The 13483-nt window shown below is 60.3% G+C and carries 13 protein-coding genes; 2 read left to right on the forward strand and 11 right to left on the reverse strand.

Translation table 11 applies throughout. The features are described from left to right. Positions 1 to 172: 172 nt before the first annotated feature. The 4 genes from CD58_RS27185 to CD58_RS27200 form a co-directional block, all read right to left on the reverse strand. On the reverse strand, positions 173 to 1270 hold the full coding sequence (locus CD58_RS27185) for a polyamine ABC transporter substrate-binding protein (protein WP_025216019.1): 1098 nt from the start codon (positions 1268 to 1270) through the stop codon (positions 173 to 175). A gap of 181 nt (positions 1271 to 1451) precedes the next feature. After that, a complete protein-coding gene (locus CD58_RS27190; protein ID WP_025216020.1) occupies positions 1452 to 2816 on the reverse strand; it encodes an aspartate aminotransferase family protein in 1365 nt (454 codons plus the stop codon). 59 nt (positions 2817 to 2875) lie between these two features. Then, complete coding sequence (locus CD58_RS27195; RefSeq protein WP_025216021.1) at positions 2876 to 4234, reverse strand: glutamine synthetase family protein; 1359 nt, start codon at positions 4232 to 4234, stop codon at positions 2876 to 2878. 40 nt (positions 4235 to 4274) lie between these two features. Next, a complete protein-coding gene (locus tag CD58_RS27200) occupies positions 4275 to 5051 on the reverse strand; it encodes a gamma-glutamyl-gamma-aminobutyrate hydrolase family protein (protein ID WP_025216022.1) in 777 nt (258 codons plus the stop codon). Positions 5052 to 5329: 278 nt separating this feature from the next. On the opposite strand from CD58_RS27200, the gene CD58_RS27205 reads away from it, so the two are divergent. Both CD58_RS27205 and CD58_RS27210 read left to right on the forward strand, forming a co-directional pair. Then, a complete protein-coding gene (locus tag CD58_RS27205) occupies positions 5330 to 6706 on the forward strand; it encodes a glutamine synthetase family protein (RefSeq protein ID WP_025216023.1) in 1377 nt (458 codons plus the stop codon). A 284-nt stretch (positions 6707 to 6990) separates the two neighbouring features. Then, entirely contained in the window at positions 6991 to 7626 is a 636-nt protein-coding gene (locus CD58_RS27210; RefSeq protein ID WP_025216024.1) for a TetR/AcrR family transcriptional regulator, read from the forward strand. A gap of 114 nt (positions 7627 to 7740) precedes the next feature. On the opposite strand, the gene CD58_RS27215 is transcribed toward CD58_RS27210, so the two are convergent. The 7 genes from CD58_RS27215 to CD58_RS27245 form a co-directional block, all read right to left on the reverse strand. Further along, positions 7741 to 7956: a TOBE domain-containing protein gene (locus CD58_RS27215; protein ID WP_003177394.1), complete on the reverse strand. Its 216-nt coding sequence runs from the start codon at positions 7954 to 7956 to the stop codon at positions 7741 to 7743. 25 nt (positions 7957 to 7981) lie between these two features. Next, positions 7982 to 8788, reverse strand: a complete 807-nt coding sequence (gene ssuB, locus CD58_RS27220; RefSeq protein ID WP_025216025.1) for an aliphatic sulfonates ABC transporter ATP-binding protein — start codon at positions 8786 to 8788, stop codon at positions 7982 to 7984. Further along, positions 8785 to 9567: an aliphatic sulfonate ABC transporter permease SsuC gene (gene ssuC / locus CD58_RS27225; RefSeq protein ID WP_025216026.1), complete on the reverse strand. Its 783-nt coding sequence runs from the start codon at positions 9565 to 9567 to the stop codon at positions 8785 to 8787. Before ssuC ends, ssuB begins: the two co-directional genes overlap by 4 nt. A 7-nt stretch (positions 9568 to 9574) precedes the next feature. Beyond that, positions 9575 to 10723, reverse strand: a complete 1149-nt coding sequence (gene ssuD / locus CD58_RS27230; RefSeq protein ID WP_025216027.1) for an FMNH2-dependent alkanesulfonate monooxygenase — start codon at positions 10721 to 10723, stop codon at positions 9575 to 9577. Positions 10724 to 10748: 25 nt separating this feature from the next. Further along, complete coding sequence (locus CD58_RS27235) at positions 10749 to 11714, reverse strand: sulfonate ABC transporter substrate-binding protein (RefSeq protein WP_025216028.1); 966 nt, start codon at positions 11712 to 11714, stop codon at positions 10749 to 10751. Positions 11715 to 11804: 90 nt separating this feature from the next. Beyond that, a complete protein-coding gene (gene ssuE, locus CD58_RS27240) occupies positions 11805 to 12398 on the reverse strand; it encodes an NADPH-dependent FMN reductase (RefSeq protein WP_025216029.1) in 594 nt (197 codons plus the stop codon). 312 nt (positions 12399 to 12710) lie between these two features. Next, positions 12711 to 13349, reverse strand: a complete 639-nt coding sequence (locus tag CD58_RS27245) for a peroxiredoxin (RefSeq protein ID WP_025216030.1) — start codon at positions 13347 to 13349, stop codon at positions 12711 to 12713. Positions 13350 to 13483 lie beyond the last annotated feature (134 nt).

Below are 13483 nucleotides of genomic sequence, written 5' to 3' on the forward strand. Positions count from 1 at the left end.
TTAAATAGTTGGGCCCAAGTTGCCCCCGTTACCTGACCGCGATGGGCCCTGCAACAAAACCGGCGCGCAACTTACCCTCGATAAACCGATCCAGCAAAACTTTTAATTATTTAATTACGCCTGTTGCCGCCGCCGCGATGACAGCGGCAACAGGAAGGTGCTTCAAGCCGGCTTATTTACCGGATTTGATCTTGGTCCAGCTGCGGGTCATGATTCGCTGGGTCGCCGCTGGCAGGTCGGCAATCGCGTAGAGCTTGGCTTGCACGTCCGCTGGCGGGTAGATGCCCGGGTCGCTGGTGATTTCCTTGTTGACCAGCGGCGTAGACGCCGCGTTACCGTTCGGGAAACTCACGGTGTCGGTGATCTCAGCCATGATTTCCGGCTTTTGCAGGAAGGTCATGAACTTGTAGGCGCCCTCGACGTTTTCGGCATCTTTAGGGATGGCGACCATGTCGAAGAAGCTGCCGGCACCTTCCTTCGGAATGTTGTAGCTGACTTTCACCTTGCCACCGGCTTCGGCAGCACGGGACTTGGCCTGGTAGATATCGCCCGAGTAGCCGACCGCTACGCAGATGTTGCCGTTGGCCAGGTCGGAGATGTACTTGGAGGAGTGGAAGTAGCCGATCGAAGGACGGATCTTGAGGAACAGCGCCTCGGCTTCAGCCAGTTGCTTCTTGTCCTGGCTGTCGGTCGGGTAGCCCAGGTAATGCAGCGCCACCGGGATCATCTCGGTCGGCGAATCGAGGAAGCTGATGCCGCAGGATTTCAGCTTGGCGGCGTTCTCCGGCTTGAACAGCAAATCCCACGAGTTGGTTGGCGCGTCGGCACCCAGGGCAGCCTTGACCTTCTCAGCGTTGAAGCCGATGCCGATCGAACCCCACATGTATGGGAAGGCGTGTTCGTTGCCCGGGTCGCTCACCGAAACAGCCTTGAGCAGGTCGGTGTTGAGGTTCTTCCAGTTAGGCAACTTGGACTTGTCGAGCTTTTGGTAGACCCCGGCCTTGATCTGCTTGGCCAGGAAATTGTTCGACGGCACCACGATGTCATAGCCGGACTTGCCGGCCAGCAACTTGGCTTCCAGGGTTTCGTTGCTGTCAAACACGTCGTAGACGACTTTGATCCCCGACTCTTTCTCGAACTTGGCAACGGTGTCCGGCGCAATGTAGTCGGACCAGTTATAGACGTGCAGCACTTTATCGTCCGCCTGAGCGGCACCCGCCATCACGCCCATCAGGGACATGGCCAGGAGAGTCTTGCCAGCTATCTTCATACCTAATGCCTTCATGGATTGATGCTCCGGTTATTCTTTTTAGCCACGTTCAGCAGCCGGCTCGCGGGCAACTTGAACAAGCGGTAGTCTGGCAAGTTACAGGGCAGGCTTTCAACACAAGCCCAGCCTTTTGTTCACACTGGGCGAGGCCCTTGCAGGTACCTCGCTCAGAGCCTAGCACTTAGCCTTGCAACGCACCGAGGGTCAGGTCCAGGCACTGCCGCGCCTTGGTCACCAGTTCATCGATCTCGGCCTTGCTGATCACCAGCGGCGGCGCAATGATCATGGTGTCGCCCACCGCGCGCATGATCAGCCCGTTATCGAAGCAGAACTGCCGGCAGATCATGCCCACGCCCTTGCCTTCGTAGCGCTTGCGCGTGGCCTTGTCCTGGACCAGCTCGATCGCCCCCAACAAACCGATACCGCGCACTTCACCCACCAGCGGATGATCGTTCAGTTCCCGCAAACGCTTCTGCAAATAGGGTGCCGTTTCAGCATGAACGCGCTCGATGATCTTTTCGTCACGCAGGATGCGGATGTTTTCCAAGGCCACCGCAGCAGCCACCGGGTGGCCGGAGTAGGTAAAGCCGTGGTTGAAGTCACCGCCTTCGTTGAGCACTGCGACCACGTCATCGCGCACAATCAGCCCGCCCATGGGGATGTAGCCGGAGGTCAGTCCCTTGGCGATGGTCATCATGTGCGGTTTCAACCCGTAGTAGTCGGTACCGAACCACTCACCGGTGCGGCCGAAGCCACAGATCACTTCGTCGGCCACGAACAGGATGTCGTACTTGGCGAGGATTTCCTTCATGCGCGGCCAGTAGCTGTCCGGCGGCACGATCACCCCGCCCGCGCCTTGGATCGGCTCGGCGATGAAGGCACCGACGTTGTCCACGCCGATCTCCAGGATTTTCTCTTCCAACTGGTTCGCCGCCCACACACCGAACTCTTCAGGGCTCATGTCGCCGCCTTCGCCGAACCAGTAAGGCTGGGCGATGTGGACAATACCCGGGATCGGCAGGTCGCCCTGCTCGTGCATATAGGTCATGCCGCCCAGGCTCGCGCCCGCGACGGTCGAACCGTGATAACCGTTCTTGCGGCTGATGATGACTTTCTTGTTCGGCTGGCCCTTGATCGCCCAATAGTGGCGGACCATCCGCAGCATGGTGTCGTTGCCCTCGGAGCCGGAACCGGTGAAAAACACATGGTTCATGCCTTCAGGGGCGATATCGGCGATGGCTTTGGACAGCTCCAGTACCGGCGGGTGGGCCGTCTGGAAGAACAGGTTGTAATAAGGCAGCTCGCGCATCTGTTGGCTGGCCGCATCGGCCAGCTCATCGCGGCCGTAGCCGACCGCCACGCACCAGAGGCCGGCCATGCCGTCGAGGATCTTGTTGCCTTCACTGTCCCACAGGTAGACACCCTTGGCGTGGGTGATGATGCGCGGGCCTTTCTCTTTGAGCTGTTTGAAGTCGCTGAACGGCGCCAGGTGGTGATCATTGCTCAGGGCTTGCCATTCACGGGTTTGCGGGTTGTTGCGGGTCATGCGAATTCTCCTTTATATCGGTGGAGGCGACACTGCCCGGAGCAGCGTCGCCCGGCGCATCAGACGGCGAAGAGCAGGAATTCCCGCTCCCACGAACTGATGACGCGCTTGAAGTTTTCATGCTCGGCCCGCTTGACCGCGACGTAGCCTGTGATGAATTTCTTGCCCAGGTATTTCTCGATGGTGGCGCTGTTTTCCATGCGTTCCAGGGCGTCTTCGATGGTCAGCGGCAAACGCAGGTTGCGGCGTTCGTAGCCTCGGCCCACCACCGGCGCGCTCGGGTTGATGCCTTCGACCATGCCAATGAAGCCACACAGCAGGCTGGCGGCAATCGCCAGGTACGGGTTGGCGTCGGCGCCCGGCAGGCGGTTTTCCACCCGGCGGTTCTGCGGCCCGGCATCTGGAACCCGCAGGCCCACGGTGCGGTTCTCTTCGCCCCACTCCACGTTCACCGGCGCCGAGGTGTCGGGCAGGAAGCGGCGGAACGAGTTGACGTTGGGAGCGAACAGCGGCAACAGCTCGGGGATGAATTTCTGCAAACCGCCGATATGGTGCAGGAACAGCTCGCTCATGGAGCCGTCTTCATTAGAGAAGACGTTCTTGCCGGTGTCTTTGTCGATGATGCTCTGGTGCAGGTGCATGGCGCTGCCCGGCTCGCCGGTCATGGGCTTGGCCATGAAGGTGGCCGCCACATTGTGCTTGAGCGCCGCTTCACGCATGGTGCGCTTGAACACCAGGATCTGGTCGGCCAGGGACAAAGCGTCGCCGTGACGGAAGTTGATTTCCATCTGCGCCGTGCCGTCCTCGTGGATCAAGGTATCGAGGTCCAGTTCCTGCAATTCGCACCAGTCATAGACGTCTTCGAACAGCGGGTCGAATTCGTTGGCCGCTTCAATCGAGAAAGACTGGCGACCGGTTTCCGGGCGGCCGGAGCGGCCAATGGGCGGTTGCAGCGGGAAGTCGGGGTCGTCGCTGCGCTTGGTCAGGTAGAACTCCATTTCCGGCGCGACGATCGGCTGCCAGCCCTTGTCGGCGTAGAGCTTGAGTACTTTCTTGAGCACGTTGCGCGGCGACAGCTCGATGGGGTTGCCCTGTTTGTCGTAGGCGTCGTGGATAACCTGGGCGGTGGGCTCAATGGCCCAGGGCACAAGGAACACTGCGTTTTCGTCCGGGCGGCAGATCATGTCGATGTCGGCCGGATCGAGCAGTTCGTAGTAGATGTCGTCTTCGACGTAATCGCCCGTAACGGTCTGGAGCAGGACGCTCTCGGGCAGGCGCATACCTTTTTCTGCAATGAACTTGTTGGTCGGCGAGATCTTGCCCCGGGTAATGCCGGTCAGGTCGCCAATCATGCATTCGACTTCTGTGATCTTATGGTCTTTCAACCAATCGGTGAGCTGGTCGAGGTTGTTACTCATAAATGCCTCTAGGCGTGAGTTTCCTGGCTGCTATTAGTAGTCAGGCGTTGGTTGACGCATCGGCGTCGCGTTGTGTTGCCCTTGCTCGGCAGGCATCGCCAAATGCCTGGAAAATCGCAAGGTAGTACGGATTCGAGCTTACCTCCCATTCAGGGTGCCACTGCACACCTAAAGCAAAAGCCTTGCCTTGTATCACCGAGACCGCCTCGATCAGGCCGTCCGGCGCCAATGCTTCGGCCCGCAGGCCGGGCGCCAGGCGCTCGATGCCCTGGCCGTGGATCGAATTGACGTCAATCACCGGAGGCAAGCCCAGGCCCGCGAGGACGCCGCCCGGCTGGATATGCATGGGGTGAGCCGGGCCGTACTGAATGTCCACTGATTGTGTGTCGTCTTCACGATGGTCGATGAAGGTTCCGACTTCATGAACTTTTTGGTGAAGGCTGCCGCCAAAGGCTACGTTCATTTCCTGGAACCCCCGGCAGATGCCCAGCACCGGCACGCCCGCATCGACAGCGGCGCGGATCAGCGGCAGGGTGGTGGCGTCCCGCGCAGGATCATGGGCAGTGCCCGGCGCGCTGGCGGGGCCCTGGTAGTGAAAAGGTTCTACATTAGAAGGAGAGCCGGTAAAGAGAATGCCGTCCAAGGCGTCCAGAATATCGGACGGCGAGAACAGATCCGCCAGGGACGGGATCATCATTGGCAAGCCCTTGGCGGCTGTCGCGACAGCCCGGGAATATTTATCGCCACTGATGTGATAAGCATGCAGACCGATCTGCTTGGAGCAGGTGGTGACGCCGATTAACGGCAGGCGAGACATGAAGCACCCCGGTATTATTGCTGTTATGGGTTTTAATCGAGCTTAGCCTTGTTCATTTTTTTACACAACACCCCCGTAAAAAATACAACACGGCCCGCTCAAGCCTGCGGGCGCCAAGCCCGCCAAAGGGAAAAAAACGCCCTAAATTGCCTCAAAAAAGCCCTGTAGGTGCTTTTTTAGGGCAAAAAAGGCCCTGCTTGACTTCGGCATGCCGTTCGGGTTGACTGGCTTTCGAAGAGTTCAATGATTGATATTTTTAACAACAAAGGTGTTGCATCATGTCGGTACCCCCGCGTGCCGTTCAGCTTAACGAAGCGAACGCGTTCCTTAAGGAACATCCTGAGGTTCTGTACGTTGACCTTCTAATTGCGGATATGAATGGTGTGGTGCGCGGCAAGCGCATCGAACGCACCAGCCTCCACAAGGTTTACGAGAAAGGCATCAACCTGCCGGCCTCTTTATTTGCTCTGGATATCAATGGCTCGACGGTGGAAAGCACCGGCCTGGGCCTGGACATCGGCGACGCTGACCGAATCTGTTATCCAATCCCTGACACCCTGTGCAATGAACCCTGGCAGAAGCGCCCCACTGCGCAACTGTTGATGACCATGCACGAACTCGAAGGTGAACCTTTCTTCGCCGACCCCCGCGAAGTCCTGCGCCAAGTCGTGACCAAGTTCGATGAACTCGGCCTGACCATCTGCGCCGCATTTGAGCTTGAGTTCTACCTGATCGACCAGGAGAACGTGAATGGACGCCCACAACCGCCCCGCTCGCCGATCTCCGGCAAACGCCCACACTCGACCCAGGTCTACCTGATCGACGACCTCGACGAATACGTCGATTGCCTCCAGGACATTCTGGAAGGGGCCAAGGAGCAAGGCATTCCCGCCGATGCCATCGTCAAGGAAAGTGCCCCGGCGCAGTTCGAAGTGAACCTGCACCACGTGGCCGACCCGATCAAGGCCTGCGACTACGCGGTACTGCTCAAGCGCCTGATCAAGAACATCGCCTACGACCATGAAATGGACACGACCTTCATGGCCAAGCCGTATCCGGGCCAGGCGGGCAACGGTCTGCACGTTCATATTTCGATTCTGGACAAGGATGGCAAGAATATTTTTGCCAGCGAGGATCCCGAGCAGAACGCCGCACTGCGTCACGCGATCGGCGGTGTGCTCGAGACCCTACCGGCGCAGATGGCTTTCCTCTGCCCGAACGTCAACTCCTACCGGCGTTTCGGCGCACAGTTCTACGTACCGAACTCGCCGACCTGGGGCCTGGACAACCGCACCGTGGCCCTGCGCGTGCCCACCGGCTCAGCCGATGCCGTGCGCCTGGAACATCGCGTCGCGGGCGCCGACGCCAACCCGTACCTGCTGATGGCGGCAGTGCTGGCCGGCGTGCACCATGGCCTGGTCAACAAGATCGAACCCGGTGCGCCGGTGGAAGGCAACAGCTACGAGCAGAACGAGCAAAGCCTGCCGAACAACTTGCGCGATGCCTTGCGCGAATTGGACGACAGCGAGGTCATGGCCAAGTACATCGATCCGAAATACATCGATATCTTCGTGGCCTGCAAGGAGAGTGAGCTGGAGGAGTTCGAACACTCCATCTCCGACCTTGAGTACAACTGGTACCTGCATACCGTGTAACTGGTTGCAGTAAAGAAAAACGCCGCAGGCCTTCAGGGCTGCGGCGTTTTTTATGGCTACTCACCCATCATTGTGGCGAGGGAGCTTGCTCCCGCTGGGCTGCGCAGCAGCCCCAAAAAGCTTAAGCGGACAATTTGGAGCCCCGCAGTGGCTGACTTAAGGGCTGCTTCGCAGCCCAGCGGGAGCAAGCTCCCTCGCCACAGGGACTCCTTTGCTCCCAAGTGCCGCTATGGACCCTCCGCCCGCTCTGCGTACAATGCCCGCCAGCCCCGCAGGAGACAGCCATGACGCGCATCGCCACCCCTCGCAAACCCCGCGCACGCAGCCAAGCCCGGATCGACTCGATTCTCGATGCCGCTCGTACGCTGCTTGCCGCCGAAGGCGTGGCCAGCCTGTCGATCTACAGCGTCGCCGAGCGCGCCGGGATCCCGCCCTCCTCCGTATATCACTTCTTCGCCAGCGTTCCGGCCCTGCTCGAAGCCCTGACCGCCGACGTCCACGCCGCTTTTCGCGCTGGCCTGCAAGCACCGGTTGATCATGCAGCGCTGAACCACTGGCACGACCTGTCACGACTGGTGGAACAGCGCATGCTCGCCATCTACAACCAGGATGCCGCCGCTCGCCAGCTGATCCTGGCCCAGCACGGCCTGACCGAAGTCACTCAGGCCGACCGCCAACACGACCTCGAGCTGAGTGACTTGATGCACAAGGTGTTCGACCACCATTTCGCGCTGCCGCCCCTGCCCAACGACGTCGATGTGTTCGCCCTGGCCATGGAACTGGGTGACCGCGTCTACGCCCGCTCGATACAGCAGCACGGCCAGATCACCCCGCGCATGGCCGAAGAAGGCATGCGGGTGTTCGATGCCTACCTGGGATTGTACCTGCCGCCGTATTTGCCCAAGCGTGAAGTCGCCTGATTCATAAACCGCCTTATAGCGCGCTTTAACCTGAATAAAGCGCGTTTAAAAGCCGCTTAAAAACTAAAAACCCCGAAAGGCTCGTGCCGTCCGGGGCTGTGGGTGAACCATCGCTCACAACTTGGCGATAGACACCTCGGTGGATTTAACGAAGGCAATCACTTCGCTGCCGATGGCCAGCTCCAGCTCCTTCACCGAGCGGGTGGTGATGACCGAGGTGACGATGCCGGAGGCGGTTTGCACGTCGATTTCCGATAGCACGTCGCCTTCGACGATTTCCTTGATGGTGCCTTTGAACTGGTTGCGTACGTTGATGGCTTTGATAGTCATGGTGTTGATTCCTGTCTGGATGGAATTATTGCGCCCAACGCAATTGCGTAGGCAAGGGTGAAACGGGTTCGGGTTCCGGCGGTTGGCCGGGCAAGGACAGCACGCGGTTGAGGACTTCGGTTTCCAGGGTTGCCAGGCGATGGGAGCCGCGAACCCGTGGACGTGGCAGGTCGATGGGCAGGTCGAGGCCGATCTGACCGTCCTCGATCAGGATCACCCTATCGGCGATCGCCACGGCTTCACTCACGTCATGGGTTACCAGCAGCACGGTAAAACCGTATTGCTGCCACAGGCGCTCGATCAATTGCTGCATCTCGATGCGAGTCAGGGCGTCCAGCGCTCCCAAGGGCTCGTCGAGCAACAGCAGGCGCGGTTGATGGATCAAGGCACGAGCCAGGGCCACCCGTTGTTTCTGTCCGCCGGACAGCGCCGCCGGCCACTCATGGGCGCGGTCGGCCAGGCCCACCGCTTCCAGTGCCTGCAACGCTTGCGGCCGCCAGTTGCCTTTGAGGCCGAGACCGACGTTGTCGATGTTTTTTTTCCAGGGCAGCAAACGTGCTTCCTGGAACATCAGCCGCGTGTCTTCCCGTGCCTCGCTCAATGACGCCGAGCCCGCCAACAGCTGGCCGCCGGTTGGCTGGTCGAGGCCAGCCAACAAGCGCAGCAAAGTACTTTTGCCGCAGCCGCTGCGACCGACCACGGCCACGAACTGCCCGGCCGGGATATGCAGGTCGATCTCCCGCAGTACCTGGCGCGAGCCGAAGGTTTTCTGCAGCTTGCGCACCGCCAGCGGAATGCCTCGCAGCAGGCGCGGAGGTTGTTGGGCGGTCATGTGGCACCTCCCTTGTTCACTTGATACGCCGGATGCCAGCGCAGCCAAACCCGCTCAAGCCCACGGGCGGCAAGATCGGCCAATTTACCCAGTACGGCGTAGAGAAGAATCGCCAGCACCACCACATCGGTCTGCAAAAACTCCCGGGCATTCATTGCCAGGTAACCAATGCCGGAGCTGGCCGAGATGGTTTCCGCCACGATCAGCGTCAGCCACATGAAGCCCAGGGCAAAACGCACGCCCACCAGGATCGAAGGCAAGGCGCCCGGCAGGATCACCTGGCGAAACAGGCTGAAGCCGGACAAGCCGTAGCTGCGGGACATCTCCACCAACGCCGGGTCGACGTTGCGGATCCCGTGGTAGGTGTTGAGGTAGATCGGGAACAACGTGCCCAGGGCCACCAGGAAAATCTTCGCCGACTCGTCGATGCCAAACCACAGGATCACCAGCGGAATCAACGCCAGGTGCGGGACGTTCCGGACCATTTGCACCGAACTGTCCAGCAGGCGCTCACCCCATTTCGACAGGCCGGTGATAAAGCCCAAGGCCAGGCCGATGCCACCGCCGATCAGGAAACCGACCGCGGCCCGCCAACCGCTGATGGCCAGGTGCGTCCAGATCTCGCCGCTGCGCACCAGGCTCACCCCGGCTTCGATCACCGCCACGGGGGCCGGCAGGATCCGCGTGGATAACCAGCCCGCCGACACCGACAGTTGCCAGACCGCCAGCAACAGCAGCGGCACCGCCCACGGCGCCAGGTTGTGGATGATTTTCTTCATGGCCGCCTCAGCTCTGGGACGCGGCTTTGGGCAGGATGTCGTTGGCGACCATTTCACCGAAGGGGCTCACATAACCCTGGCTTTTCGGCAGTTCCGGGCGTTCCACGTCCAGGTGCGGAAACAGCAGTTCCGCCACGCGGTAGGACTCCTCCAGGTGTGGATAACCGGAAAAGATAAAGGTGTCGATCCCCAGTTCAGCGTATTCCTTGACCCGCGCCGCCACGGTCGGACCGTCGCCCACCAGCGCCGTACCGGCACCGCCGCGAACCAGGCCGACACCGGCCCAGAGGTTGGGGCTGACTTCCAGCTTGTCGCGGCTGCCGCCGTGCAGGGCGGCCATGCGCTGCTGGCCCACCGAATCGAAGCGCGCCAGGGAGGCCTGGGCACGGGCAATGGTCTCGTCATCCAGATGGGAGATCAGCCGGTTGGCCGCTTGCCAGGCCTCGGCGTTGGTTTCACGCACGATTACATGCAGGCGGATGCCGAAGCGCACGGTACGCCCGAGTTTCGCCGCCTTGGCCCGCACCTGGGCGATTTTTTCCGCGACGGCCGCGGGTGGTTCGCCCCAGGTCAATACCATTTCCACTTGCTCGGCCGCCAAGTCCTGGGCAGCTTCCGACGAGCCGCCGAAATACAGCGGCGGACGCGGTTGCTGGATCGGCGGATAGAGCAGTTTGGCGCCCTTCACACTGATGTGTTCGCCGTCGTAATCCACGGTTTCGCCTTCCAGCACCCGGCGCCAGATGCGGGTGAATTCCACCGATGCCTGATAGCGTTGCTCGTGGTCGAGAAACAGGCCATCGCCGGCCAGTTCGTCCGGGTCACCGCCGGTCACCAGGTTGAACAACGCCCGCCCGCCGGACAACCGATCGAGGGTCGCGGCCTGACGCGCCGCCACCGTCGGGGAAATGATCCCGGGGCGCAGGGCGACGAGAAACTTCAGGCGCTGGGTCACGGGAATCAACGAAGCGGCCACCAGCCAGGAATCCTCGCAAGAACGCCCGGTGGGGATCAGCACGCCACCAAAACCCAGTCGATCGGCCGCTTGGGCAATCTGTTGCAGGTAGCCGTGATCGACGGCGCGGGCGCCTTCGGCGGTGCCAAGGTAATGGCCGTCACCGTGGGTGGGCAAGAACCAGAAAATATTGAGGCTCATGGAGTGGTCTCCTGAAGGAATCGAATTACTGCGCGGTCGCAACGGCTGCCGGCGGCGTCCAGATCACGTCCTTGATGCTCAAGGGCTTGGGAATCAATTTGAGCTGGTAGAAGCTGTCGGCGATTTTCTGCTGCGCCGCCACCACTTCCGGCGTGAGGAACAACGCCCCGTAGCCTTGGCGCTTCACCGACGTCAGGGTGATGTCGGCAGGCAGGCCGAGCAGCGGCGATACCTGTTTGGTCACGTCTTCAGGGTTGGCCCTGGACCACTCGCCCACTGCACGCACTTCTTCCACCAGAGCCGTGATGACCTGGGGGTTCTTTTGCGCATAGGGTTTGGTCGCGAGGTAAAACTGATGGTTGTCGACGATGCCTTTGCCATCACGCAGGGTGCGCGCCTGCAACTGCTGCTCGGCGGCAGCCTGGTACGGATCCCAGATCACCCAGGCGTCGACGCTGCCACGCTCGAACGCGGCGCGGGCGTCGGCCGGCGGCAGGAAAACCGTCTGGATATCGGAGTACTTGAGGCCGGCATCCTCCAGCGCCCGCACCAGCAGGTAGTGGACGTTGGAGCCTTTGTTCAACACGACTTTCTTGCCCTTGAGGTCTTGCACCGACTGGATAGCAGACCCCTTGGGTACCAGGATGGCCTCGCTGGCGGGCGCTGGCGGTTCGTAGGCGACGTAGAGCAGATCGGCGCCCGCCGCCTGGGCGAACACCGGCGGGGTTTCACCGGTCACGCCGAAGTCGATGGAACCGACGTTCAGGCCTTCAAGCAGTTGCGGGCCACCGGGGAATTCGGTCCATTGCACGTCTACGCCTTGGGCGGCCAGGCGTTTCTCCAAAGAGCCCTTGGCCTTGAGCAGCACCAGGGTGCCGTATTTCTGATAACCGATCCGCAAGGTTTCGGCTTGAGCCTGGGTAACGACGCCGAAGGACACAGCCGCAGCAAACAGAGCGACCAGCCCGCGACGCAAAATGACAGTGCGCATGGCGCCTCTCCTTTTTGCTGTGGGGTTTTGGCTGCACCTGCTTGGCCGTTGGCGGCTGAGTAAGGTGAGTTGAATCAGGGGTTACCGGGTTCAAATGCTCCAGCGAGCACTCAACAAACGTTCGTTCAACACGCCAGGGTCCAATGGCCTTGGGCGACGAGCCATGGCGCTGAAAAACTGCTCCAGAGCTTCGTCGAGGCGTTGTTGCAGGGCCGGCGCCAATTGCGCTTGGGCGTTGCCTTCGCCGTAAGCGATCTGACTGTCCTCGGCAAAGATCCCATGGAGCATTTCCTGGGCCTTGAGCGCCGACAGCACCGGCTTGAGGGCGTAATCCACCGCCAGCATATGGGCGATGCTGCCGCCGGTGGCCATGGGCAGTACCACCTTATGGGCCAAGGCGCGTTCGGGCAGCAAGTCCAGCACGGTCTTCAGCGCACCGGAAAAAGACGCCTTGTAGACCGGTGTGGCGATTAGCAGGCCGTCGGCATTTTCAATCTGCTGGAGCAGGTCGACCACCTTCGGGCTGTCGAAGCGGGCATGGAGCAGATCCTCGGCCGGGAAATCGCGCACCTGATAGCTCACCACTTCCACACCTTGCTGCTGCAACCAGCGCTGCGAGCGCTCCAGTAGCACTCCGGAACGGGAGCGTTGGCTGGGACTGCCACCGAGTGAGACGACCAACATGCCAGGCATTCCTTAATGTCACGTGCGATTCGCGGCGGGCGATCTCGCTGTATGGAGCAAACCATAACAGGGGATTTATATATCTTTAAATCATATTTATTCATTTACTTATAATATATAGATATATACGATTGGCTTTTTCAAGGCAATAAAAAAGGCCGTCGGAACGGCCAAAACCCTTGGTGCACAGAAAGCCCAACCTGTGGGAGCGAGCTTGCTCGCGATAGCGGTGTATCCGTCGACATCGATGCCGGCAGATCCGACGCTATCGCGAGCAAGCTCGCTCCCACAGGTTCAGGTTCAGGTGTTGTGTCAGCGGTTGGGCTGCGGGGTGAGGCGCAGGTAGGGCTTCACAGCGCGATAGCCTTTGGGGAAGCGCTGTTTGAGTTCCTCTTCATCCTTGAGCGACGGCACGATCACCACTTCATCACCGTCCTGCCAGTTGGCCGGGGTGGCGACTTTGTAGTTGTCGGTCAATTGCAAGGAATCGATCACCCGCAGGATTTCGTTGAAATTGCGCCCAGTGCTGGCCGGATACGTGATGGTCAGGCGAACCTTCTTGTTCGGGTCAATCACGAACAACGAGCGCACGGTCAAGGTATCGCTGGCGTTAGGGTGGATCAGGTCGTACAGGTCAGAAACCTTGCGGTCGGCGTCGGCCAGGATCGGGAAATTGACGACGGTGCCCTGGGTTTCGTTGATGTCCTCGATCCATTTGTGGTGCGAATCCACCGGGTCCACCGACAGAGCAATGGCCTTGACCCCGCGCTTGGCGAACTCATCCTTGAGCTTGGCAGTGAACCCCAGTTCGGTGGTGCACACCGGCGTGAAGTCCGCCGGGTGGGAAAACAACACGCCCCAGCTGTCACCGAGCCATTCGTGGAAGCGGATCTTGCCCGCGCTGGAATCCTGTTCGAAGTCGGGGGCGATGTCGCCGAGTCTGAGGCTCATGGTGCGGCTCCTAGTGAGGTTGTTGTGAGCCCAACTCTGCACCGGTTTCGCCTGTTTTAAAAAGAATAAATACCCATTTATTTATATCCTTACGGAATATAAAAAACTGTTCACTGGCGCCATTTCGCATACCG

Source organism: Pseudomonas brassicacearum, from assembly GCF_000585995.1.
In the GTDB taxonomy this organism is placed as follows: Bacteria; Pseudomonadota; Gammaproteobacteria; order Pseudomonadales; family Pseudomonadaceae; genus Aquipseudomonas; species Aquipseudomonas brassicacearum_A.

Coding starts and splice junctions, on each gene's coding strand:
- CD58_RS27185 (WP_025216019.1), bottom strand. CDS start 1,270: ATGAAGATAGCTGGCAAGACTCTCCTGGCCATGTCCCTGATGGGCGTG.
- CD58_RS27190 (WP_025216020.1), bottom strand. CDS start 2,816: ATGACCCGCAACAACCCGCAAACCCGTGAATGGCAAGCCCTGAGCAAT.
- CD58_RS27195 (WP_025216021.1), bottom strand. CDS start 4,234: ATGAGTAACAACCTCGACCAGCTCACCGATTGGTTGAAAGACCATAAG.
- CD58_RS27200 (WP_025216022.1), bottom strand. CDS start 5,051: ATGTCTCGCCTGCCGTTAATCGGCGTCACCACCTGCTCCAAGCAGATC.
- CD58_RS27205 (WP_025216023.1), top strand. CDS start 5,330: ATGTCGGTACCCCCGCGTGCCGTTCAGCTTAACGAAGCGAACGCGTTC.
- CD58_RS27210 (WP_025216024.1), top strand. CDS start 6,991: ATGACGCGCATCGCCACCCCTCGCAAACCCCGCGCACGCAGCCAAGCC.
- CD58_RS27215 (WP_003177394.1), bottom strand. CDS start 7,956: ATGACTATCAAAGCCATCAACGTACGCAACCAGTTCAAAGGCACCATC.
- ssuB (WP_025216025.1), bottom strand. CDS start 8,788: ATGACCGCCCAACAACCTCCGCGCCTGCTGCGAGGCATTCCGCTGGCG.
- ssuC (WP_025216026.1), bottom strand. CDS start 9,567: ATGAAGAAAATCATCCACAACCTGGCGCCGTGGGCGGTGCCGCTGCTG.
- ssuD (WP_025216027.1), bottom strand. CDS start 10,723: ATGAGCCTCAATATTTTCTGGTTCTTGCCCACCCACGGTGACGGCCAT.
- CD58_RS27235 (WP_025216028.1), bottom strand. CDS start 11,714: ATGCGCACTGTCATTTTGCGTCGCGGGCTGGTCGCTCTGTTTGCTGCG.
- ssuE (WP_025216029.1), bottom strand. CDS start 12,398: ATGTTGGTCGTCTCACTCGGTGGCAGTCCCAGCCAACGCTCCCGTTCC.
- CD58_RS27245 (WP_025216030.1), bottom strand. CDS start 13,349: ATGAGCCTCAGACTCGGCGACATCGCCCCCGACTTCGAACAGGATTCC.